This window comes from Aliihoeflea sp. 2WW (genome assembly GCF_000497755.1).
Lineage (GTDB): Bacteria > Pseudomonadota > Alphaproteobacteria > Rhizobiales > Rhizobiaceae > Aliihoeflea.
On the sequence record NZ_AYOD01000015.1, the window covers coordinates 53,133 to 74,799 of the forward strand.

The following is a 21,667-nucleotide window of genomic DNA, read 5'->3' on the forward strand; positions in this document are numbered from 1 at the left end:
GACGGGCTTCATGGCATCTGGCAGACTTTTCGTATCCGTCGCGCTCCTGACGGCCATCGCCATGAGCGTCGCCGCCTGCGGGCGGCGCGGGCCGCTCGACACGCCCTATGAGGCCGCAGTCGAGGCACGGCAGGAAGCGATCGACAATGATGTGAGCCCCGTGCCGCCGCAGCCCGAACGGCCGGTCCGCGATCGTCCGTTCATCCTCGACAGCCTCCTTTAGACAGCCGCGCCCGTGAACCATTTCGAATACAGGAACGGCGTCCTCCACGCCGAAGACGTCTCGCTGCTCGACATCGCGGCGGAAGTCGGCACGCCCTTCTACTGCTATTCGACCGCGACGCTGGAACGGCACTACACCGTCTTCGCAAACGCCTTCGCCGACATGGACGCGCTCGTCTGCTACGCGATGAAGGCGAACTCCAACCAGGCGGTGCTGAAGACGCTGGCAAAGCTCGGCGCCGGTGCCGACGTCGTCTCCGAAGGCGAATTGCGCCGCGCGCTCGCAGCCGGCATTCCGGCCGAGAAGATCGTCTTTTCCGGCGTCGGCAAGACCGCGCGCGAGATGGACTTCGCGCTTCAGGCCGGCATCCATTGCTTCAACGTCGAATCCGAACCCGAACTCGAGCTTCTGTCCGAACGCGCGCAGGCGGCGGGCAAGGTCGCGCCGATCTCGCTGCGCATCAACCCCGACGTCGATGCAAAGACCCACAAGAAGATTTCGACCGGCAAGGCCGAGAACAAGTTCGGCATCGCGCTCGCGCGGGCCCGCGAGGCCTACGCGCGCGCGGCCCAATTGCCCGGCCTGAAGATCGTCGGCGTCGATACGCATATCGGCAGTCAGATCACCGAACTGCAGCCCTTTGACGACGCCATCGCGCTGATGGTCGAGCTCGTCGGCCAGTTGCAGGCCGACGGCCATGCGATCGAGCACATCGATGTCGGCGGCGGGCTCGGCATCCCATACCGCATCGACAACGCCCCGCCGCCGCTCCCCGATGCCTATGCGCAGATGGTGCGTCGCCGGCTGAAGCCGCTCGGCCTCAAGGTGATCTTCGAGCCCGGCCGGCTGATCGCCGGCAATGCCGGCATTCTGGTCAGCCAGGTCGTCCATCTGAAGGAAGGCGACGCGAAGAACTTTCTGATCGTCGATGCGGCGATGAACGATCTGATCCGCCCGACGCTCTACGACGCCTTCCACGACATCCGGCCGGTGGTAGAGCAGCCGGTGGACGCGCCGCGTATGAACGTCGACATCGTCGGCCCGGTCTGCGAGACGGGGGATTATCTGGGGCACGATCGAGACCTGCCGAAGATGAAGGCCGGCGACCTGATCTGCGTCTCGACGGCCGGTGCATACGGCGCCGTGCAGGCGGGCACCTACAACACGCGCCTCCTCGTGCCGGAAGTGCTCGTGTCCGGCGACCGCTTCCACGTCGTGCGCCCGCGTCCGACCTATGACGAACTGATCGGCCTCGATTCGATCCCCGACTGGCTCTGAACGCCTCGCGGACCGGTTTCACGATTTGGTGGCCGGCCTCGCCTTCGCCGCGTTTGCTGTTATCCTGACACCGATACCGCCAGGAACGCGGATGAAGCGGACGGCTGATGGCCATTGACCTCAAAAGACTGAGCGATTTTCTCAAGAGCGGCCCGATCGTCGGCCTGCGGCGCACCCGCGTCTCGACACGCGCGTCGATGCTCGTCGAGCGTCTTTGGCCCCTCCTGCTGCCGCTCTGCGTCGTCGTCTCGCTGTTCGTCAGCCTGTCGTGGCTCGGCGTCTTCCGCATTCTGCCGGACTGGCCGCGGCTCGGGCTCGTCGCATCGTTCGCGGTGGTGGCTCTTGTCGCAATGTGGCCGCTGCGGCTGTTCCGCAATCCGACCGCCGCTGAGATCGATCGTCGGATCGAGACCTCCAACGCGCTGCGCCATGCGCCGCTGCGCAGCCAGGGCGACAAGCTTGCCGGCAGGGACGATCCGTTTGCCGCTGCCCTCTGGCAGGAACATCGCAGGCGTCTCGCCGGCGAGCTGAAGGGCCTGAAGGGCGAACTTCCGCGCACCGGCATTCCCGATCGCGACCCCTGGGCGTTGCGCGCCGTCGCGCCGCTTCTCTTCGTGGTCGCCTTCGCCTTTTCGCTCGGGCCGGGCGGCGGTTCGCTGACGGACGGTTTTCGGGCCGCTGCAGGTCCTCAAATCGTCCCACCGCGCATCGACGCCTGGGTAACGCCGCCGGCCTATACCGGCAAGGCACCGCTCTACATGACCGCCGACGCCAACCGGGCGCAGAGCCTGTTCACCGTTCCCGAAGGTTCGATCGTCGCCGTGCGCGTGACCGGCGGCACGGGCGCCGAGGCGCTGAGCTATCTCGACGCGCACACCGCCGAGGAAACGGCCTTCGAGCCCACTGCGCCGACGGCGCCGGTCACCGCATCGAGCCGGGCCGGCACAGCGCAGGCGGTGAGCCAGTTTTCCGGTCCCCTCGCGGTCGACGGGCTTTTGTCGCTGCGCCGTGACGCGGAGGGCGAGGAGATCGTCAACTGGTCGTTCACCGTCACCCCCGACGACGCCCCCCAGATCCGATTTGCCGAGGAGCCGACACGGGCCGTCAACGGTGCACTGCAACTGACCTATGAAATCGAGGACGACTACGGCGCCGTTTCGGCGCAGGCCTTGTTCGCGCCCGCCGATCCGGCGCCCGATGCGCGCCCGCTCTATGATGCGCCGGAAATGCGCCTGACCCTGCCGCGCCGGCGCGGCGACGAGATCGTCGCGCGCACCTCGCGCGACCTGACCGAACATCCGTGGGCGGGAACGCTGGTCGACCTGACGCTGGAAGCCGAGGACGGTGCAGGCCAGACAGGGCTGAGCGACGTCGAGCGCTTCACCCTGCCCGAACGCCCCTTCACCAACCCGCTCGCTTTGGCGCTGGTCGAACAGCGCCAGCTTCTCGCGCTCGACGCGAATGCAAAGCAGCGCGTCCTCGATCTGATGGACGCGATCACGCTCCGGCCCGAGGACACGATCCCCGAACTGACGCACTATCTGGGCATCGTTGCCGCGCGGGCGCGTCTCGACGAGGCGTCGAGCGACGACCAGTTGCGCGGCGTCGTCGATTATCTCTGGGAGATTGCGGTCACCATCGAGGACGGCTCGCTGACCGACGCCGAGCGTCGCCTGCGCATGGCGCAGGAAGCGTTGCGCGAGGCGCTGGAGGAAGGCGCTTCGGACGAGGAGATCGAGCAGCTCATGGCCGAACTGCGCGAGGCGATGCAGGAATTCCTGCGCGAATTCGCCGAACGCGCCATGCAGAACCCCGAACAGGCCATGCCCATGCCCCAGAACGGGCAGGAGATGCGCCAGAGCGACCTCGAACGAATGATGGACCAGATCGAGGAACTGGCGAAGTCCGGCGCGCGCGACGAGGCCCAGCAGCTCCTGTCCCAGCTTCAGGATATGATGAACAATCTGCAGGCCGGCCGCCAGCAACAGCAGCAGGGCGGCGAGCAAAGCGAGATGCGCCAGCAGATGGATCAGCTCGGCGAAATCATGCGCCGCCAGCAGGAGCTGATGAACGAAACGTTCCAGATGCAGCAGGGCCAGCAGGGCCAGCAGCAGCCGGGCCAGCAGGGCGAACAGGGCGAAGGCGGCCAGATGTCGCCCGAAGACTTTGCCGAGGCGATGCGCCAGTTGCAGGAGGGGCAGGGCCAGCTCCAACAGGACCTCGAAGCGATGATGGAAGCGCTCGAAGGCATGGGCATGCAGCCCGGCGAAGGCTTTTCGGAATCCGGCGAGGCAATGGGCCGGGCGGGTGAATCGCTTGGCGAAGGCCAGGGCGAGAGGGCCGTCGGCGAACAGGGCCAGGCGCTCGAAGCGCTGCGGCGCGGCGCGCAGGACATGATGCAGCAGATGCAGCAGGCGATGGAAGGCGAAGGCGGCGGCCAGCAGCCCGGCGGGCGTAGCCGTCAGGGCGCCGACCGCGATCCGCTCGGCCGCCCGCGCGCGACGACCGGACCCGATTTCGGCGACACGGTGCGCGTGCCCGACGAGATCGACGTTCAGCGCGCGCGTCGCATCCTGGAGGCGATCCGCGAACGGCTGGGCAACGCGCTCAGCCCGGAACTGGAGCGCGACTACCTGGAGCGACTGCTGGAGATGCGCTGAGGAAGATTACGTCGCGATCGTCATGAATGCCGAGGCATGGATTCCTGTGACAGGCACAGGAATGACGATGGCAGATTGGCCGATGCAAATCGCAAGGGTCAGTGAATCGCAAAAGTCTTTATGCCGTCATTCCTGTGCCTGTCACAAGAATCCATGCCTCATCGGTTCAAAGATGGCGACGCCTAGTGCGTCAGCGCGCGCGACACCGCGGAGCGGATGTCGGCGAGCGTGAAGGGCTTGTCGACGACGTCGATCACCACCTGTTCGAGATCGCTAGCGCGCTCGCGCTGGTCGGCAAAGCCGGTCATCAACAGGATGCGCAGCGAAGGGAACGAGGCCTTCGCTTCCTTCGCCATCTCGATGCCGTCCATCGCCGGCATGCGGATGTCGGAGAGGATCAGGTCGAAACCGCCCGCGTCGCGCGTGATGATCTCCAGCCCCTCCATGCCGTCCTCGGCCATCTCGACCTGGTGGCCGTCGACGGACAGCGCGCGCGCCGTGAAGGTACGCACCGAGGCGTCGTCCTCGACGACGAGAATGCGCTTCATTCGGCATCTCCCTTGACCACGCCGACGAAGGGCAGTTCGCGGAACGCGTGGGCGACGTCCATGCCGTAGCCGACGACGAAATAGTCCGGGCATTCAAAGCCGGTGAAATCGGCGTCGAGATCGGTCTGGCGGCGCATTGTCTTGTCGAGGAGGACGGCGATCGACACGCTCTTGGCGCCGCGCGACAGCATCAGTTCGCGGGTGAATTTCAGCGTCTTGCCCGATTCGAGGATGTCGTCGATCAGGAGCACGTCGCGCCCGGCGACCTCGTTGTCGATGTCGCGCAGGACGCGCACCTCGCCGCTGGTCGTGCCCGCGCCGTAGCTGGAGATGAAGATGAGCTCGACTTCCGGCGACAGGCCAGTGTCGTGCATCGCGCGGATCAGGTCCGCCGCGAAGATGAACGAGCCCTTGAGAATCGAGATCACCAGGAGATCGTCATAGTGACGCTCGGCGATTTCCTTGGCCAGTTCGAGATTGCGCCGCGCGATCGCGGAGGCGGAGTAGAGAACTTCGATATCCTTGCCGCGGACGACGGGCATTAGCGGCTTCCTTCCTGAAAAGTGATCGTTACGGACGCGACGCCGTTGCGGGGCGCGTCGAGGCGGCTTGAAAACTCGTGGGCCTGCCCGGGCGCCAATACGGCCTGATTCGTCGCCAGATGATAGCGCAGCGTCGGCCCGTCGGTCTCTGCGACCGAGATGACGATGGAGGGCAGCGCCAGCGCCTCGCCGCCATTGTTGCGCGCCGCGCCGTCGACGACGAGAAAGGCACGCCCTTCACGTCGCTCGATACGGCTCGCCACGCCCTCGATCTGCAACGCCTGCGCCGGCGAGTTGCGGATCGTCTCGGCAAGCGGATCGAGCACCATGCGATGGCCGCCCGCGACCCAGAATACGAGGAAGGTGGCGAGCAGGACCGTGGACCAGAAGAGAACCGGACCGGCCTTGGCGCGGCTTTGCTCATGCGCGCCGAACCCTGAAAAGCGCCGCGCCGGCGGGACCGGCTCGTTGGGCGATGCGTGCGGCGGACCGGCGCGCCTGGGCGCTTCGGCGGGCATGACCTCGCCCGCGACGAGCCTTGGCTGATCGGGAACGCCCTGCATCTGCGCGTTCATCTCCTGCGACACTGATCCGACCGGCTCTAAGGGCAAATGGTTAAGGCTTCGCTTGGGGACCTTGCATGCCGGAGGATTCTTAACGCCTCGTTAACCATGACGGACCAAGGTCGTCTGGGGCCTGGCTGTGCGTGGTTCGTGATTCCGGTGAAGGTCGGTGCGGTGATTCAGTTCGAAAATGTCGGCTTGCGCTACGGGATGGGCACGGAAGTGCTGCGCGACGTCTCGTTCCAGGTGCCGCCGCGCTCGTTCCAGTTCCTGACCGGGCCGTCGGGGGCCGGCAAGACGACCCTCCTGCGCCTCCTCTTCATGTCTCTGAAGCCGACGCGCGGGCTGATTTCGGTCTTCGGCAAGGACCGCGCGCGCATCTCGCCGCGCGAACTGCCCTTGATGCGCCGGCGCATCGGCGTCGTGTTCCAGGATTTTCGCCTTCTCGACCATCTGACGACCTACGAGAACGTGGCACTGCCGCTGCGCGTACGCGGGCGCGACGAGGCGAGCTATCGGCAGGACGTGATCGAACTGTTGAAATGGGTCGGGCTGGGCGAGCGCATGCACGTGCTGCCGCCGGTTCTTTCGGGCGGCGAGAAGCAGCGCGCCGCCATCGCTCGCGCCCTGATCGAGCAGCCCGACGTGCTTTTGGCCGACGAGCCGACCGGCAATGTCGATCCGCCGCTGGCGCGCCGGCTCTTGCGGCTGTTCATGGAACTGAACCGGCTCGGCACGGCCGTCGTCATCGCCACCCACGACCTGACGCTGATGGATCAGGTCGACGCGCGCCGCATGGTGCTGACCGGCGGCAGGCTCGACATCTATGACTGAGATCGCCGAGCACGCCCCTGCCCTGCCCGCCCGAACCGCCCGGCGCGCGCTGACGCCGATCGTCCCGGCGCAGAACGTCGCCGGCACCGCGCTCGTCGTCGTGATCGCGATCATGACGTTCCTGTCCTGCCTGACGCTCGGCGCGGTGACGCTGGTGCGCGATTCATCGGCGGCCTGGCAGACGGAGATCTCCCGCGAGGCGACGATCCAGATCAAGCCGGGCGACGGTGTCGACATGGACAGGGCGCTCGTTGCGGCGCAGGGGCTGGCGGCGGGCTTCGCCGGCGTGCGCAGCGCCTCGATCGTCGACGAGGACGCGACCGCCCGCCTGCTCGAGCCCTGGCTTGGAACAGGTCTCGACCTCGACGAACTGCCCGTCCCGCGCCTCGTCATCGTCACCATCGACCCTTCGACGCCGCCCGATTTCGCCACCATGCGCGCGCTTCTGGCCGAACAGGTGCCGGGCGCGGCGCTCGACGACCATCGCACCTGGGCCGACCGGCTCGTCGCCATGGCGCGCACGACGGTCGCGATCGGCATCGCCATCCTCGGCCTGATGCTTGCGGCGACGGTGCTGACCGTCGTCTTCGCGACGCGCGGCGCGATGGACGGCAACGGGCACATCATCGAGGTGCTCCATTTCGTCGGCGCCGAGGCCCGCTTCATCGCCCGCGAGTTCCGCAGGCATTTTCTGCTGACGGGCCTCAAAGGCGCCGCGATCGGCGGCGTTGCGGCCATCATCGTCTTCGTCGGGTTCTCGCTCTGGTCGTCGGCCAATCTGGCGACGCCGCAGGGCGACCAGGCCGCGGCCCTTTTCGGCAATTTCGCCATCGGGCTGACGGGCTATGCGGGCGTCGCGCTGGTCGCCGCGACCGTCACGATCCTGACAGGCGCGACCACCCATTTCACCGTTGCCGCATATCTTTCCGAACTCGACGGGCGCCAGCACGACTGAATTCGCTCGCGACGAATGGAAATGTTTTGTGTGTTCATGCGTTTAAAGGCACTACCCTTGGGTCTCTTCGCCGCGTAACGATGGGCGACATTATCTGGTGCTGAAGAACATGCGAGGAACGAGCGCGCGGGGATTTGAGCGCGAGACCGGAAGGCGAGGCCTGCCGGCGACGTTTCGCGTCGCGATCATCGTGGTTCTTTGCCTCGGCTTCGTCTTTTCCGGTGGCTTCCTGGTCTTCGCCACCCATGTTGGCCGACTTGAAACACCGAGCGATCCGGGCAGCGCGGATGCGATCATCGTCCTGACCGGCGGCTTTGCCCGGCTCGACGCGGCGGTGCAGCTTCTCCAGGAAGGCAGAGGCCAGCGGCTCCTGATCTCCGGCGTCAATCCCGTCGCCCGCCCGCTCGACATCCAGCGCGCCACCGGCGCCAACGAAGACCTCTTCGCCTGCTGCGTCGACATCGACCGCGATGCGCTCGACACGATCGGCAATGCCGCCGAAAGCGCCAAATGGCTGGAGCAGAACGCTTTTCGCAGCGCCATCGTCGTGACCAACAATTACCACATGCCGCGCAGCCTGCTCGAAATGAGCCACGCGCTGCAGAACGCGCGGCTGACGCCCTACCCGGTCGTCACCAACCGGCTCGACGGCGGCCAGTGGCTGGCGAGCCGGAACGCGCTGCGGGTGCTCTTCACCGAATACACGAAATACCTCGCCGCCCTCGCCCGTACGACGGTGATGCCGTCGCGCTCGGGCGACGTGCCGGCCGTCATCGTCGAGGCGGGAGCGGGCAACGGCCCGGTCGAGCGATAGGGCGTTTCCCTTTGACGCCTCATCGTGTAACCAGCGACGGTCCCTTCCGACGCGAGCCTGCCTGATGCTGCAAATCCGTTCGCTGGCCTTCAACGTGGCCTTCTATGCGAGCCTGATCGTCCAGATGATCGTCTGGACGCCGATATACTTCTTCCTGCCGCGCCATCTCGCCTGGTTCGTGCCGCGCACATGGTCGCACACCAGCATGTGGCTGATGAAGGTGATCGCCGGCACGGACCGGAAGATCGAGGGGCTCGAGAACCTGCCCGAAGGCGGCTATATCCTGGCGCCCAAGCACCAGTCCTTCTGGGACACGATCGCGTTCTTTCCCTACATGCCCGACCCGGTCTACATCCTGAAGCGGGAGCTCATGTGGATACCGCTCTTCGGCTGGTATGTCGGCAAGATGAAGATGATCCCGATCCACCGCGGCAGCCGCTCCAAGGCGCTGAAACAGGCGGTGAAGGTCGCGCGCGAGCGCATGGCGGACGGCCGCCAGTTGATCATCTATCCCGAAGGCACGCGCCGTGCGCCGGGCGCCGAGCCGGCCTACAAATACGGCATCGCCGAACTCTACGCCGCCCTCAACGTGCCCGTCGTGCCGGTCGCGCATGTGGCGGGGCTCTACTGGCCGCGCCGCAAGTTCCTGCGCCATCCCGGCACCATCCGCGCGAAGTTCCTGCCGCCGATCGAGCCGGGGCTCGACAAGCAGGTGTTTCTCGAACGGCTGGTCCGCGAGACGGAAACTGCCTGCGACGAGCTTCTGGTCGAGGTCGCGCGCGACCCGTCCGGCCCGCCTTTGCCGCCGACCGCGCTCGACCGGCTGAAGGCGCTCGGCGTCGAGCCGGCGCCGCGCAAGGCTAGCTGATTTTCGCGGCCACGCTTTCGAGCCAATGATCGCGAATGCCGAGCGCTTCAAGATGCGCGACGGTGTTGAGGACGTATTCCTCGTTCGGCCCCGACCGCCCGACCGCGCCGCCCACGGCGCGCGCGGCCTCCTCGGCGTCGATCCGGCCGGCATATTGCTGGTGCGCCCGGTCGACGACATAGGTCAACGCCTCGACCACCGGCCCGCCTTCCAGCCTGACCGGCAGGCGTCGCTCCAGATAGACGTTGGTGACGAGTTCGCGCTCGCGGAGGTAGGCGATCACCTCCTCGCGCAGCGCGTCCGGCACGCGGAACGCCATGCCGATGCACGAGCCGCCGCGGTCGAGCCCTAGCACGAGACCCGGCCGCTCCTCCGTGCCGCGATGGACGAAGGAGCGCACGCACAGCGCCCGGCGATAGCCGTGCAGCCGCGCCCGATGCGTCTCCGTATGCGCAAAGCCCGGTCGCCACATCAGCGAGCCGTAGCCAAAGACCCAAAAATCGCCCATATCGCCGTCAGTTTAGTTCGAATGCCGGTCGTTCCGACCGGACCGGGGTAGCGAGGCACGGGGCATGGCGTCAAGACAATCCGGCGGATCGGGATATTCCCGCCGCATCATCCTGCTCGCACTTGGCATCGTCGTCGTCGTCATCGGCTACACCTATGGCTGGAATTATGCGGCGGATCGGCTCGTGGCCGAGGCGAATGCGCGCGTGGCGGCGCTCAACGCCAGCGGGCGCAGGGCGAATTGCGAGAATGCCGAGGCCCGCGGCTATCCGTTCCGCATCGGGCTCTTCTGCCGATCGATCATGTATGTCGATGCGCCGTCGGGCGTCGCCGTGCGCGCGGGCGCCTTCCGCTCGGCCGCGCAGGTCTACCAGCCGCAACGTGTCGTCGGTGAACTCGATGGCCCGGCGATCATCGAGTTTCCGGGCATCAACGCGCTGGAGGTAAGCTGGGAGGAAATGCGGGCAAGTTCGCGCCTCGCCTCGCCGCGCCCCGACATCGTTTCGGTCGAAGCCACCAAGATTGACATCGGCCCCGATTCGGCTCCCGCCGGCCAGCGCCCCGCTGCCTCGGCCGATCGCGCGGAGTTTCACATGCGCCCCGCTGGATCGGGGTCGGACGTCGCCTGGCGCTTCGAGCGGCTGTCGCTCGATCCCGACCTGCTGGGCCAAGGCACGCTGCCGCTGATCAGCGGCGAAGCGGATCTGCATTTTCCCGTCGATCCGGTGCCGGCCTTTTCGGGGCGCGGGCTGCGCGGCCTCGCAACGGTCGTCAATTCGATGGTGATCCGCACTGCCGGCAACGAGACGGCGGCCCGGGTGGAAGGCCCCTTCTCGATCAACGAAGCGGGGCTGATCGACGCGGAGCTGTCGCTATCGGTCGAGAACCCTCAGGTGTTCGCGCAGATCATGGCGGAACTGTTTCCGGCCGCACGCGACCAGATTCGGCTCGCGGTCGCCGGCGCAGCCATGCTGGGAGACAATCCCAGCCTGCCGATGCGGATATCGAAAGGCAGGGTGTCCATCGGCTTCCTGAACCTTGGAACGCTGCCGCCGCTCTAGTTTTTCTTCGCCGCCTGCCGTCCGAAGTCCGGCGCGTCGACTTCCTGGCCCGCATCGATGATCGAACGGCGCACTGCGCGCGTGCGGGTGAAGAGATCGAAGAGCTTGTCGCCGTCGCCCCAGCGAACCGCGCGCTGCAGGGACGCAAGGTCCTCCGAAAAGCGCGCCAGCATTTCGAGAATCGCGTCCTTATTGTGCAGGCACACGTCGCGCCACATGGTCGGGTCGGAGGCGGCGAGGCGCGTGAAGTCGCGGAAGCCGGAGGCCGAATATTTGATGACCTCGCTCTTCGTCACCGCTTCCAGATCGTCCGCGGTGCCGACGATGTTGTAGGCGATGATGTGCGGCAGGTGCGAGACGATGGCGAGCACCATGTCGTGGTGCTGCGGGTCCATCGTGTCGATGTTTGAGCCGCAGGCGCGCCAGAATTCGGAGAGCTTCGTAAGGGCGTCCGGGTCGGTGCCTTCGAGCGGCGTGAGGATGCACCAGCGATTGGCGAAGAGCTCGGCAAAGCCGGCGTCGGGACCTGACTTTTCCGTGCCCGCCAGCGGGTGGCCGGGAATGAAATGGACGCCCCCCGGCATATGCGGCGCCATCTGCGCGATGACGGATGCCTTGGTGGAGCCGACATCGGTGACGATCGCGCCGGGCTTCAAATGATCCCGGATCGCGATGGCGACGGATTCGGAGGCGCCGACCGGCACCGAAACGACGACGAGGTCGGCGTCGCGGACGGCCTCGGCGGCATCGATCGTATAGCTGTCGCCAAGCCCGAGTTCCTCGGCCCGGGCGAGCGTATCCGCGCTGCGGGTCGAGACGACGAGATGGCCGGCGAGCCCTTCCCGGCGCACCACGCGGGCGAGCGAGGAACCGATCAGGCCGATGCCGATGAAGGCGATGCGGTCGAAATGGGGTTTCACGTCACGCCTTCATGAAGTCGGTCAGCGCCTCGACGACGCCGCGATTGGCCTCTTCCGAGCCGATCGTCATGCGCAGCGCATTGGGAAAGCCGTAGCCCGTCACGCGGCGCAGGATGAAGCCGCGCTCGGTGAGGAACGCATCGGCCGCTTCCGCCGAGCGCGTCTCGATGAAATGGATCAGCACGAAATTGCCGACGCTCGGCGTCACGCGAAGACCGATCTTCGTCAGTTCGTCCGCCACCCAGGGCAGCCAGGCCTCGTTGAAGGCGACGGCCTCCTCGACATGGTTGCGGTCGCGGATCGCGGCGGCGCCGGCGGCGATCGCCATCGCGTTGACGTTGAACGGTCCGCGCACGCGGTTGACGGCGTCGATGATGCCGGCCGGGGCGTACATCCAGCCGATGCGAAGCCCGGCAAGGCCGTGAATCTTGGAGAAGGTGCGCGTCATCACGACGTTCTGCGCCGACGAGACGAGTTCGATGCCGGACTCGTAGTCGTTGCGGCGGACATATTCGGCATAGGCCGCGTCGATGACCAGCACGACATGGGACGGCAGGCCGGCATGGAGCCGGCGCACTTCCTCGAACGGCAGGTAGGTGCCGGTCGGGTTGTTCGGATTGGCGAGGAACACGATCTTGGTGCGCTCGGTGACGGCGGCGAGGATCGCGTCGACATCCGCGCGCTCATTCGTCTCCTTGACGACGACCGGCACGCCGCCCGAGGCCAGAATCTGGATGCGGTAGACGAGGAAGCCGTGCTCGGTGAAGATGCCCTCGTCGCCGGCCGTCAGATAGGTCTGCGCGAGGAGGCCGAGCAGTTCGTCCGATCCGTTCGAGCAGAGGATGTTGTCGGCGTTGAGGCCATGGACCTCGGCGATGGCCCGCCGCAGCTCGTTGGCCGAACCGTCCGGATAGAGTTCGGCATGGGCGAGCACCTGCGCGGCGGCGTCGATGGCCTCCGGAGAAGCGCCGAGCGGCGTTTCGTTTGAGGACAGCTTGTGGACCTTGCCCTTCGACGTATCGCCGTGCTTGCCTGGCACGTAGGCTGCAATGTCCATGACGCCGGGGCGTGGCTGCGGGCGAAGCTTCTCATTCATGTCGACGGGTCCACTTTGGGAAAGGCGGGCTCCATCTACCAAGCTTTGCGATTGACGCAAAGGGCGTGTGTGCCTAAATGCGCGCGTGAACCCGTGGTGATTTGGCCGGTCGGCTTGCAGCCACGTTAAAAAAGTTGCTAAGGGGCCGCTTGCACAGTCCGTTCGGACCGGCCGCGAATCTGCCGCCGGTTTCCTGCGTTCTGGAGTGCACCATGCCGATCAAGATTCCCGACCAGCTACCCGCCCGCGACATTCTCGTGCGCGAAGGCGTGTCCATCATGGACGAGCAGACGGCGCTCCGGCAGGACATCCGCCCGCTGCAGATCGGTCTGCTCAACCTGATGCCGAACAAGGTCCGCACCGAGACGCAGTTCGCCCGTCTGATCGGCGCGACGCCGCTCCAGATCGAGCTGACGCTGGTGCGGATCGCCAACCACAAGGCCAAGAACACGCCCGAGGACCACCTGATCTCGTTCTACCAGACGTGGGACGAGGTGCGTGATCGCAAGTTCGACGGGTTCATCGTCACCGGCGCGCCGATCGAGCTGCTGCCCTTCGAGGAAGTCGGCTACTGGGCCGAGATGACGCGCATTCTCGACTGGACGAAGACCAACGCGCATTCCTCGTTCTTCATCTGCTGGGGCGCGATGGCGGCGGCGTGGCACTTTCACAAGCTGCCGAAATATGCGCTCGAAGAAAAGGCGTTCGGCGTGTTCCGCCATCGCAACAACGCGCCGGCATCGCCCTTTCTGACGGGCGTCTCGGACGACTTCGCCGTGCCGGTCTCGCGCTGGACGGAAGTGCGATCCGCCGACATCCGGCCGGAATCAGGTCTCGAACTCCTGATGGAATCGGACGTGACGGGGCCGTGCATGCTGGCGGAGAAGGCCGGGAACAGGCTCTATATGTTCAACCATATCGAGTACGATTCCACCTCGCTGAAGGAGGAATACGACCGCGACGTCGCTGCAGGCGTCAAGACCGGCCTGCCGCACGCCTATTATCCGGACAACGACCCGACCCGCGCGCCGCTCAACCGCTGGCGCTCGCATGCCCATCTTCTGTTCGGCAACTGGATCAACCAGGTCTACCAGACGACGACCTACCGGCTCGAAGACATCGGCAAGTAGCAGCTCGGCAGCGGCCGCTAGCCCTTTTCGATCACGAAGCGGTGGCCGCCGTCGACGGACGTGCTGTCGACGAGCCTGTGGCCGTCTTCCTGGCAGAAGGCGGGGATGTCGAGGGCCGCGAGCGGATCGGTCGTCTCGACCGTCAGGAATTCGCCGGTCCGCATCGACTGCAGGCGCTTGCGCGTCTTCAGCACTGGAAGGGGGCAGTTGAGCCCCCTCAGATCGTAGATTTCGGTCAAATCTCTAGTTGCCGAACAGCGTCATCAGGCGGCCGAGGCGCGAGGGCGGCTCGGCGGGCTGCGGCGCGGGCGCGACGGCAATCGGAGCCGGCTCGGCGACGGGCGCTGCGGCAACGGGTGCCGGCATCGGTGCGGGAACGGGCTGCGGGGCCGGCTGGTACGCGACGGCCGCAGCGGCCGGGCGTTCGCTCGGCGGACGCGTCGAAACCATCACGCCGGACTGTTCGAAATTCGGCGGCTCCTGGCTGACGCGCTCACCGCGCGCGCGCTTGCGCGACCAGTCGGCCACGAGCGCGGCTTCCTTGACACCGGTGATCGACGGCGCGGGCTTGGAAAAGGCGCTGGAATCGAGGGCCGAGGTAAAGGCGACGTCGAAGGTCGACTTGTAGGTCTTGTAGGCCGTCTGCAGCGCTTCGGGCTGCGTCGCCGCCGGGCAGGCGCCGGTGGGCGAGAACGGACGCCCGTCCGCCGTGTACTGGTTGAAGACGTAGCGCCGCTCGCACACGTCCACCTTCGGCGGCAGCTTGGTGATCTCGAAGTGGTCGTAACCTTCCTTCAGCATGGTCCAGAACTCGTAGTTCGGATCGCTCTTGTAGCGCGCCATGTTCTGCGCGGTCATGCGGAAGGGATAGGCCTGCAACTGGAACGCCTGCTGGCCGCCCTTGAAGGCGTCGCGCGCGAAGGCGTAGATTTCCTCGACCTGTTCGTCGGTCATCGAATAGCAGCCCGAGGACGAGCAACCGCCATGAACCATCAGATGCTGGCCCGAACGGCCATGCGCGCGGTCATAGGCGTTCGGGAAACCGATATTGAACGACAGGTGATAGCTCGATTGCGGGTTCATCTGATGCGGCCCGACCGCATAGAAGCCCTCCGGCGCCTGGCGGTCGCCTTCGGTGAATTTCGGCCCGAGCTTGCCCGACCATTTGCAGATCTCGTAGGTCTTCACGAGGTCGAAGCGGCCATTGTCCTTCTGCTTCCAGACTTCGAGGACGGCTTCTTCCTTGAACAGGCGCACCATGATCGGCGACGTCGTGCTCATGCCCTTCGCCTTCATCGTCTGCACGACCTTGGCGGGCAATTGCCTCTCGGCTTTGGGCGCAATGTCCTCGAGCGAAGCGTTGCAGCCGGCCAGCATGGTGGCGGCGGCGAGAAGGGCGACATGGGCAAGGCGAAGATTCATGGTCGTCGACGGCTCTCTGTGATCCCCCGCGAAGCCGCATGCATAGCGCACCAGGCCTCGCAAAACCCGACGCTAGACTGGTTAACCTTGAAAAACCGTTACCACAATCGAAAAATTGTCTTGCCCTGCCGCAACGTCGCCTCAGGCGAGACTGCGGCCGATGGCCAGGAACTTCTCGCGGCGATGTTCGCGGTAGTCCATGTTGGCGCCCTGCAGTTCGGCAAAGCCGCGTGAAATCTGCTCGCCGGCCGCCTCGATGACGTTCTCGCGACCGCGATGGGCGCCGCCGAGCGGCTCGGAAATGATGCCGTCGATGATCTTCAAGTCGAGCAGATCCTGCGCGGTGATCTTCATGTTCGTCGCCGCATCCTTGGCGCGCGTCGAATCGTGCCAGAGGATCGATGCCGCCCCTTCCGGCGAGATCACCGAATAGATCGAGTGCTCGAGCATGTAGACCTTGTTGGCCGTCGCGATGGCGATCGCGCCGCCCGAGCCGCCCTCGCCGATGACGACGGAGACGGTCGGGACCTTCATCGCCAGGCACTGCGAGGTCGAGCGCGCGATGGCCTCGGCCTGCCCGCGCTCCTCCGCGCCGATGCCCGGATAGGCGCCGGCCGTGTCGACCAGCGTGATCATCGGCACCTTGAAGCGGTCGGCAAGTTCCATGATGCGCACGGCCTTGCGGTAGCCCTCAGGCCGCGCCATGCCGAAATTATGCTTCAGCCGCGTCTTGGTGTCCGAGCCTTTTTCCTGTCCGAGGACGGCGACCGGCTGGCCGCGAAAGCGTGCGAAGCCGCCGATGATCGCATTGTCCTCGCCGAAGGCGCGGTCGCCTGCCAGCGGCGTGAAATCGGTGAACAGCCCGGCGACGTAGTCGACGCAATGCGGGCGATCCGGATGGCGGGCGACCTGCGCCTTCTGCCAAGGCGTCAACTGCCGGTAAAGATCGCGCAGCGCTTCGCGCGACCGCTTTTCCAGCCGGGAGATTTCCTCGCCGACATCCACCGCCTCGCCGCTGTCGGCCAGCTTCCTCAGTTCGAGAATCTTGCCTTCCAGATCTGCGACAGGCTTTTCGAAGTCGAGATAATTATACATGGACTCTCTGGCTTACCGGGAAAGGTGGCGTGACGGTCCGCGCTTGCGGGATGCGGGCTTCACATAGCGGTCACAAGGCTAATCGGCAAGCGGATGGTGATTCACGACGAGATCGCTGAGCGTCTTTTCCAGCACATGCGTGTAGATTTGCGTCGTCGAAATGTCGGCATGGCCGAGAAGTTGCTGGACGGCCCGCAGGTCGGCGCCGTTCTGCAGGAGATGACTGGCGAAGGCATGGCGCAGGACGTGAGGCGAAAGATCCGCGGCGCGAATGCCCGCCCGGGTGCCGAGCGCCTTCAATTCGCGCGCCACGACCTGCCTCGCCAGATATCCCTCCTTCGACCGTGCCGGGAACAGGAACCGGCTGTCGGCCGATTGCGGGTCGGCATTGCGCAAGGCGGCCCATGCCTTCACCGCCTCGCGCGCGACCGGCGAGAGGGGAACGAGACGATCCTTGCCACCCTTGCCGGTGACGGCGAAGAAGCGGTCATTGCGTGCGGCAACCGCGACCGGAAGCTGGACGAGTTCGGAGACGCGCAGGCCCGTCGCATAGAAGAGCTCGACGATCGCCTGCATCCGGACGCGCATTGCACGCTCTGCGTCGGACAGGCCGGCTTCGCTCGCTTCCGCTTCGGCACGCGCCAGCAGTCGGTCGACAAGGCTTTCTCCCATCGTCTTCGGCAGGCTGCGCGCCTTGCGCGGTGCATCGATGGTCGCAGTGGGATCGTCACCGCGCAGTCCTTCGGAATAGAGGAAGCGGTAGAACTGGCGCAGCGCCGAGAGATGCCGGGCCTGCGTGGTCGATGCAAAGCCGCGCAACGACAGATCTTCCAGATAGAAGGCGATATCGGCCGGCGCGGCCTTCGCCAGCCCGCCACGCGCTGCCAACACGCCTTGCGCATCCTCGAGGTCGCGCCTGTAGGCGGCGAGCGTGTTGTCGCTCGATCCGCGTTCGGCACTCATCATCTCGAGAAAGGATTCGATTCGCAGCGCGCTCGACATGGCTGGCCTCCGCCCGGCCAAGATCGGTGCGATTCGTTATCGTTTGATGAAGCGGCGGGAACCAACTGCGCGGCTTTGCCGTTTCTGGCTCGTGAAAGGGACGTGGTCATGGAACACATCGCTGCCATTCTTCTGATGATCGGGTGCTCGGGCGATCTCGCGCAATGCGAGGAAATTCCAGCTCCGGTCTTCGCCTATGAAACGGTCGAGGAATGCCGGTCGGACCTTCCCTCGGTGCGATCCGCCGCCGGGGAAAGCCATCCGAAGATGTTCGCCGAATGCGTTTCCGTCGATCCCCTGCTCGTGGAGGCTGATGCCGAGCTGGTCTGGGATATCGAGGACGGAAAGCTGGTCGCGTCTCTAGAGCCTTGGGTGGAACCGAGCATGGCAGTCGCCATGGCATTCGGTGATGCCGTTACGAACCGTCAGGAATAAACGACTTGATTATCCAACCGCATGCACTTCATTTACCCGCCGAAGGGCATGCCCATCCCTATGGAGGCTGTAAATGAAGAAGACACTCTTGGCTCTCGCCGCAACGATGATGATTGCTGCCGGCTGCACCACCGCTGAACAGACCGCCGTCGGCGGCGCTGCCGTCGGTGCCGGCGTCGGCGCTATCGCTACGGGCCGCGCGTCGGGCGCTCTGGCCGGTGCTGCCATCGGCGGTGCTGCAGGCTACCTTGTCGGCCGCTCGCAGGATCGTCAGGGCTACTGCCTGTACCGCGATCGCAACAACCCGTCGCGTACCTACGAAGCACGCTGCTGATCTCAGCCTCAGGCTGAAACGAAAGGGAGCGCCGAAAGGCGCTCCTTTTTTATGCGGCGATCTTCAGGGCGCCCGGCCCCGGAACGGCTCCGGGCGGGCATTTGCCGAGGATGATCATTCCCAGCACCTCGTCCTGATCGACATCGCTGGTGCGCGCCGTTCCCACCACCTGTCCGTTCTTCATCACGACCACGCGGTCGGCGAGGTCAAACACGTCGTGGATGTCGTGGCTGATCAGGAAGATGCCGATACCGTCCTGCTTGAGCTGGAGCACGAGTTCGGAGACCTGCTGCGTCTCCTGCGGCCCCAGAGCGGCGGTCGGCTCGTCCATGATCAGGATGCGCGCGTTGAAGTGGATCGCGCGTGCGATGGCCACGGACTGACGCTGGCCACCCGACAATTTGCTCACCGGCTCCTTGAAGCGCTGGAAGCGCGGATTGAGCCGGCCCATGACCTTGCGCGTCTCCGATTCCATCGCCACGTCGTCAAGCGTGCCCCAGGGTGTACGCAGTTCGCGGCCGAGGAAGAGATTGGCTGCCGCGTCGACATTGTCGGCGAGCGCGAGCGTCTGGTAGATCGTCTCGATACCGTATTTCTTGGCGTCGCGCGGATTGCCGATCTGCGCTTCCTCGCCATTGACGAAGATTTCGCCGGCATCGCGCTTGTAGGCGCCGGAGAGGATTTTGATCAGCGTCGACTTGCCGGCGCCATTGTGGCCCAGAAGCGCGACGACTTCGCCCGGATAGAGGTCGACGCTGGCATTGTCGACGGCATGGATGCCGCCGAACGAGATCGAGATGTTGCGCATGTCGACGAGCGGCGTGCTTGTTTCCATGATCGTTCTCCTAGCCCACGCGACGGCGATAGATGGTGTCGAGCCAGACGGCGACGACGAGGACGGCGCCGACGACGATGTTCTGCAGCGGCGAGTCGACGCCGAGCAGGATCATGCCGGTGGCGAGCGACTGCATCAGCACCGCACCGATCATGGCCCCTACGATGGTGCCGACGCCACCGGCAAGCGACGTGCCGCCGATGACGGCCGCGGCAATGACCAGCAGTTCGTCGAGCGTGCCCTGCGCATTCGTCGCCGCATTGAGACGTGCCGTCGAGATCACCGCGCCGATGGCGGCAAGCGCGCCCATCAGCATGAAGATCTTCATCGTGATCCAGCGCGTGTTGATGCCGGCGAGCGACGCGGCCTCCGGATTGCCGCCGATGGCGAAGACGTAGCGGCCGAAGCGGGTGCGCGTCGTCACGAAGGTCATGACGATGCCGACCGTAATCGCGATCAGGACCGGGATGGCGATGCCGTGCGGGATGAAGAGCCCGCCTTCGGGCACCGTGATGTTGTTGACCTCCGCATAGCGCCGGACGGTGCCTGCCGGCCAGGGATAGGCATTGGCGACGGCGACGGCGCCGAGGATCGCGATGCAGGCGACGCCGGCGAGGAACCCCTCGGCCCAGACCGGACGCAGCGGGAAATGAAAGCGCCGGCGCTGCTTGCGCGCGTTCCAGATGAAGAAGACGACCGCCAGACAGGCGACGATGCCGACGACCCAGCTCCACTGGGCGCCGATCGCTCCTTCCGGGCCACCGCCCAGAAGGCGGAATGTCGTGTCCATCGGCGCGACCGTCTGGCCGCTCGTCACCCACCAGGCCGCACCGCGCCAGACCAAAAGGCCGCCAAGCGTGACGATGAAGGCGGGCACCTGCAGATAGGCGATGATGAACCCCTGAAGGGCCCCGATGGCGATGCCGACGGCCAGCCCGACGAGGATCGCGATCGCCCAGATCGCCGGATGGCCGAGCCCGAGATAGTCCGGCAGTATTCGGACCTGCGTGACGGCGATGATCATGCCGGTGACGCCGAGCACGGAGCCGACCGACAGGTCGATGTTGCGCGTGACGATGACCAGCACCATGCCGGTCGCCATCACCGAGACGGAGGCGGACTGCACCGACAGGTTCCACAGATTGCGCGGCGTGAGGAACAGCCCGCCCGACATGATGTGGAACCCGATCCAGATCACGGCGAGTGCGCCGAGCATTCCGAGCATGCGCGTGTCGAGTTCGGTGGCCTTCATGAAGCGTGCGAGCGCGTTCTGCTCGGATGCGCGCGCGGTATCAACCGGCGCCGGGGACGTCGTGTCCGACATCATGTCCTCCATCGCGGTCGCTCGGGGTCGAGGACCCGACGCGCCGCTATTCATCTTATGAATGCGCCGCGGCTTTCGTCAAACCGCGGCGCACGATGTTTTCGACCTGTCGAGACTTAGTCGCAGGCGGGCGTCGAACCGGCGGACACGCCCTGGCAGACGACGTCCTTGGTCACCCACTCGGCGTCGATCACGACGTCGAGATTGTCCTTGGTGATCGCCAGCGGCTCGAGGAACACGGCATTCATCTCGGTGCCGTTCGGGCCGTCGGACCAGGCCGTCACCCCTTCGATCTCGTTCATCGCGGTGCCTTCGGCGAGTTCGTTGGCGATTTCCGCCGCCGACTTGCCGAGTTCGCGCGAATCCTTCCAGACCGAGACGGTCTGCGTGCCGAGCGCGATGCGGTTCAGCGCGGCGTGGTCGGCGTCCTGTCCGGACACCGGAACCGAACCTGCCAGGCCCTGCGCGTCGAGCGCCGCGATCGCGCCGCCGGCCGTGCCGTCATTCGAGGCGACGACCGCGTCGACCTCGTTGTTGTTCTGGGTCAGGATCTGTTCCATGTTGCGCTGCGCGTTGGCGGGCAGCCAGCCATCCGTATAGGCCTCGCCGACATTCTTGATCGTGCCGGCGTCGATCGCCTCCTGCAGCACTTCCATCTGGCCCGAGAACAGGAAGTCCGCGTTCGGATCGGACGACGAGCCCTTGATGAAGACGTAATTGCCTTCCGGCTGCGCCTCCATGACGGCCTGCGCCTGCAGACGGCCGACTTCCTTGTTGTCGAAGGTCAGGTAGAAGGCGTCGGGGTTCTCGATCAGGCGGTCATAGCCGACGACCGGAATGCCTTCCGCGACCGCGTTCTCGACGGCCGGCCCGATGGCCGAGGAGTCCTGCGCCAGGATGATGAGCGCGTTCGCGCCCTGGCTGATCAGCGACTCGACGTCGGTGAGCTGCTTGGCGGCGGACGATTGCGCGTCGGCGGAGATGTAGCTGTTGCCGGCGGCTTCGATGGCGGCCTTCATCGCGGCCTCGTCGGTCTTCCAGCGCTCTTCCTGGAAGTTGGACCAGGACACGCCGATGACCTTGCCCTCGGCCTTCGCCGCGGCGGAAAGCGTGAGCGAAAGCGCGACACCCGCCAGCAAGGCGGTTGCGAAATTCTTCATGATGTTCCTCCCTGCGCCGCGTGCGGCGCCTCCTCAGATTGCCTCTCGGCAGCGGGAAGCC

The 21,667-nt window shown here is 65.7% G+C and carries 24 protein-coding genes and 1 riboswitch; of the genes, 11 read left to right on the plus strand and 13 right to left on the minus strand.

The window, feature by feature from the left end; genetic code table 11:
* Positions 1–10 precede the first annotated feature (10 nt).
* The 3 genes from ALII_RS0109235 to ALII_RS0109245 all read left to right on the plus strand — a co-directional run bounded on the left by ALII_RS0109235 (position 11) and on the right by ALII_RS0109245 (position 4,161).
* On the plus strand, positions 11–223 hold the full coding sequence (locus ALII_RS0109235) for a lipoprotein (RefSeq protein WP_024587033.1): 213 nt from the start codon (positions 11–13) through the stop codon (positions 221–223).
* Between the two features lie 12 nt (positions 224–235).
* Positions 236–1,501, plus strand: coding sequence for a diaminopimelate decarboxylase (gene lysA, locus ALII_RS0109240; RefSeq protein ID WP_024587034.1), 1,266 nt, complete (start codon positions 236–238; stop codon positions 1,499–1,501).
* Positions 1,502–1,608: 107 nt separating this feature from the next.
* The gene (locus ALII_RS0109245) at positions 1,609–4,161 is read left to right on the plus strand and encodes a TIGR02302 family protein (protein ID WP_024587035.1); all 2,553 of its coding nucleotides are present in this window, start codon (positions 1,609–1,611) and stop codon (positions 4,159–4,161) included.
* A gap of 182 nt (positions 4,162–4,343) precedes the next feature.
* Here the strand turns inward: ALII_RS0109245 and ALII_RS0109250 are convergent, their stop codons facing one another.
* The 3 genes from ALII_RS0109250 to ALII_RS0109260 are packed head-to-tail and all read right to left on the minus strand — an operon-like array spanning position 4,344 to position 5,814.
* Positions 4,344–4,709 carry a response regulator gene (locus tag ALII_RS0109250; protein WP_024587036.1) on the minus strand — a complete coding sequence of 122 codons (366 nt, stop codon included), beginning with the start codon at positions 4,707–4,709 and terminating at the stop codon, positions 4,344–4,346.
* On the minus strand, positions 4,706–5,251 hold the full coding sequence (gene hpt / locus ALII_RS0109255; protein WP_024587037.1) for a hypoxanthine phosphoribosyltransferase: 546 nt from the start codon (positions 5,249–5,251) through the stop codon (positions 4,706–4,708). The genes ALII_RS0109250 and hpt overlap by 4 nt, the downstream gene beginning before the upstream one ends.
* Positions 5,251–5,814, minus strand: coding sequence for a hypothetical protein (locus tag ALII_RS0109260; RefSeq protein ID WP_152529574.1), 564 nt, complete (start codon positions 5,812–5,814; stop codon positions 5,251–5,253). Before ALII_RS0109260 ends, hpt begins: the two co-directional genes overlap by 1 nt.
* Before the next feature lie 174 nt (positions 5,815–5,988).
* On the opposite strand from ALII_RS0109260, the gene ftsE reads away from it, so the two are divergent.
* The 4 genes from ftsE to ALII_RS0109280 all read left to right on the plus strand — a co-directional run bounded on the left by ftsE (position 5,989) and on the right by ALII_RS0109280 (position 9,285).
* Positions 5,989–6,648 carry a cell division ATP-binding protein FtsE gene (ftsE, locus tag ALII_RS0109265; RefSeq protein WP_024587039.1) on the plus strand — a complete coding sequence of 220 codons (660 nt, stop codon included), beginning with the start codon at positions 5,989–5,991 and terminating at the stop codon, positions 6,646–6,648.
* On the plus strand, positions 6,641–7,603 hold the full coding sequence (locus tag ALII_RS0109270) for an ABC transporter permease (RefSeq protein ID WP_024587040.1): 963 nt from the start codon (positions 6,641–6,643) through the stop codon (positions 7,601–7,603). The genes ftsE and ALII_RS0109270 overlap by 8 nt, the downstream gene beginning before the upstream one ends.
* 109 nt (positions 7,604–7,712) lie before the next feature.
* On the plus strand, positions 7,713–8,417 hold the full coding sequence (locus tag ALII_RS0109275) for a YdcF family protein (protein ID WP_081718957.1): 705 nt from the start codon (positions 7,713–7,715) through the stop codon (positions 8,415–8,417).
* A 64-nt stretch (positions 8,418–8,481) separates the two neighbouring features.
* Positions 8,482–9,285 (plus strand): 1-acyl-sn-glycerol-3-phosphate acyltransferase, encoded by an 804-nt coding sequence (locus ALII_RS0109280; protein ID WP_024587042.1) that lies wholly within the window; start codon positions 8,482–8,484, stop codon positions 9,283–9,285.
* Here ALII_RS0109280 and ALII_RS0109285 read toward each other — a convergent pair.
* Entirely contained in the window at positions 9,278–9,793 is a 516-nt protein-coding gene (locus ALII_RS0109285; RefSeq protein WP_024587043.1) for a gamma-glutamylcyclotransferase, read from the minus strand. The two genes, ALII_RS0109280 and ALII_RS0109285, sit on opposite strands and share 8 nt — an antisense overlap.
* 64 nt (positions 9,794–9,857) lie before the next feature.
* Here ALII_RS0109285 and ALII_RS0109290 point away from each other — a divergent pair, with 64 nt between their 5' ends.
* Positions 9,858–10,853 (plus strand): DUF2125 domain-containing protein, encoded by a 996-nt coding sequence (locus ALII_RS0109290; RefSeq protein WP_024587044.1) that lies wholly within the window; start codon positions 9,858–9,860, stop codon positions 10,851–10,853.
* Here the strand turns inward: ALII_RS0109290 and ALII_RS0109295 are convergent.
* Together ALII_RS0109295 and hisC are read right to left on the minus strand one after the other, a co-directional pair.
* Positions 10,850–11,773 carry a prephenate/arogenate dehydrogenase family protein gene (locus ALII_RS0109295; RefSeq protein WP_024587045.1) on the minus strand — a complete coding sequence of 308 codons (924 nt, stop codon included), beginning with the start codon at positions 11,771–11,773 and terminating at the stop codon, positions 10,850–10,852. The two genes, ALII_RS0109290 and ALII_RS0109295, sit on opposite strands and share 4 nt — an antisense overlap.
* A gap of 1 nt (position 11,774) precedes the next feature.
* Complete coding sequence (hisC, locus tag ALII_RS0109300) at positions 11,775–12,869, minus strand: histidinol-phosphate transaminase (RefSeq protein WP_024587046.1); 1,095 nt, start codon at positions 12,867–12,869, stop codon at positions 11,775–11,777.
* Positions 12,870–12,952: 83 nt separating this feature from the next.
* Positions 12,953–13,030, plus strand: a riboswitch (SAM riboswitch).
* 51 nt (positions 13,031–13,081) lie between these two features.
* Between hisC and metA the strand changes: the two genes are divergently transcribed.
* A complete protein-coding gene (metA, locus tag ALII_RS0109305) occupies positions 13,082–13,999 on the plus strand; it encodes a homoserine O-succinyltransferase (RefSeq protein ID WP_024587047.1) in 918 nt (305 codons plus the stop codon).
* Positions 14,000–14,016: 17 nt separating this feature from the next.
* Here metA and ALII_RS0109310 read toward each other — a convergent pair whose 3' ends face one another.
* From ALII_RS0109310 to ALII_RS0109325, 4 genes are all read right to left on the minus strand, one after another.
* The gene (locus ALII_RS0109310) at positions 14,017–14,238 is read right to left on the minus strand and encodes a sulfurtransferase TusA family protein (protein WP_024587048.1); all 222 of its coding nucleotides are present in this window, start codon (positions 14,236–14,238) and stop codon (positions 14,017–14,019) included.
* A gap of 4 nt (positions 14,239–14,242) precedes the next feature.
* Positions 14,243–15,421, minus strand: coding sequence for a murein L,D-transpeptidase family protein (locus ALII_RS0109315; RefSeq protein WP_024587049.1), 1,179 nt, complete (start codon positions 15,419–15,421; stop codon positions 14,243–14,245).
* A gap of 141 nt (positions 15,422–15,562) precedes the next feature.
* Positions 15,563–16,516, minus strand: a complete 954-nt coding sequence (locus tag ALII_RS0109320) for an acetyl-CoA carboxylase carboxyltransferase subunit alpha (RefSeq protein WP_024587050.1) — start codon at positions 16,514–16,516, stop codon at positions 15,563–15,565.
* Positions 16,517–16,594: 78 nt separating this feature from the next.
* Complete coding sequence (locus ALII_RS0109325; protein ID WP_024587051.1) at positions 16,595–17,518, minus strand: site-specific tyrosine recombinase XerD; 924 nt, start codon at positions 17,516–17,518, stop codon at positions 16,595–16,597.
* A 108-nt stretch (positions 17,519–17,626) separates the two neighbouring features.
* Between ALII_RS0109325 and ALII_RS0109330 the strand changes: the two genes are divergently transcribed.
* Together ALII_RS0109330 and ALII_RS0109335 are read left to right on the plus strand one after the other, a co-directional pair.
* Positions 17,627–17,953, plus strand: coding sequence for a hypothetical protein (locus tag ALII_RS0109330; protein ID WP_024587052.1), 327 nt, complete (start codon positions 17,627–17,629; stop codon positions 17,951–17,953).
* Between the two features lie 73 nt (positions 17,954–18,026).
* Complete coding sequence (locus ALII_RS0109335; protein WP_024587053.1) at positions 18,027–18,287, plus strand: glycine zipper domain-containing protein; 261 nt, start codon at positions 18,027–18,029, stop codon at positions 18,285–18,287.
* Between the two features lie 49 nt (positions 18,288–18,336).
* Here the strand turns inward: ALII_RS0109335 and ALII_RS0109340 are convergent, their stop codons facing one another.
* The 3 genes from ALII_RS0109340 to xylF form a co-directional block, all read right to left on the minus strand.
* Positions 18,337–19,122, minus strand: a complete 786-nt coding sequence (locus tag ALII_RS0109340) for an ATP-binding cassette domain-containing protein (RefSeq protein ID WP_024587054.1) — start codon at positions 19,120–19,122, stop codon at positions 18,337–18,339.
* Between the two features lie 10 nt (positions 19,123–19,132).
* Complete coding sequence (locus ALII_RS0109345) at positions 19,133–20,446, minus strand: sugar ABC transporter permease (RefSeq protein WP_024587055.1); 1,314 nt, start codon at positions 20,444–20,446, stop codon at positions 19,133–19,135.
* A 116-nt stretch (positions 20,447–20,562) separates the two neighbouring features.
* Complete coding sequence (gene xylF, locus ALII_RS0109350) at positions 20,563–21,606, minus strand: D-xylose ABC transporter substrate-binding protein (RefSeq protein ID WP_024587056.1); 1,044 nt, start codon at positions 21,604–21,606, stop codon at positions 20,563–20,565.
* Positions 21,607–21,667: the final 61 nt, after the last annotated feature.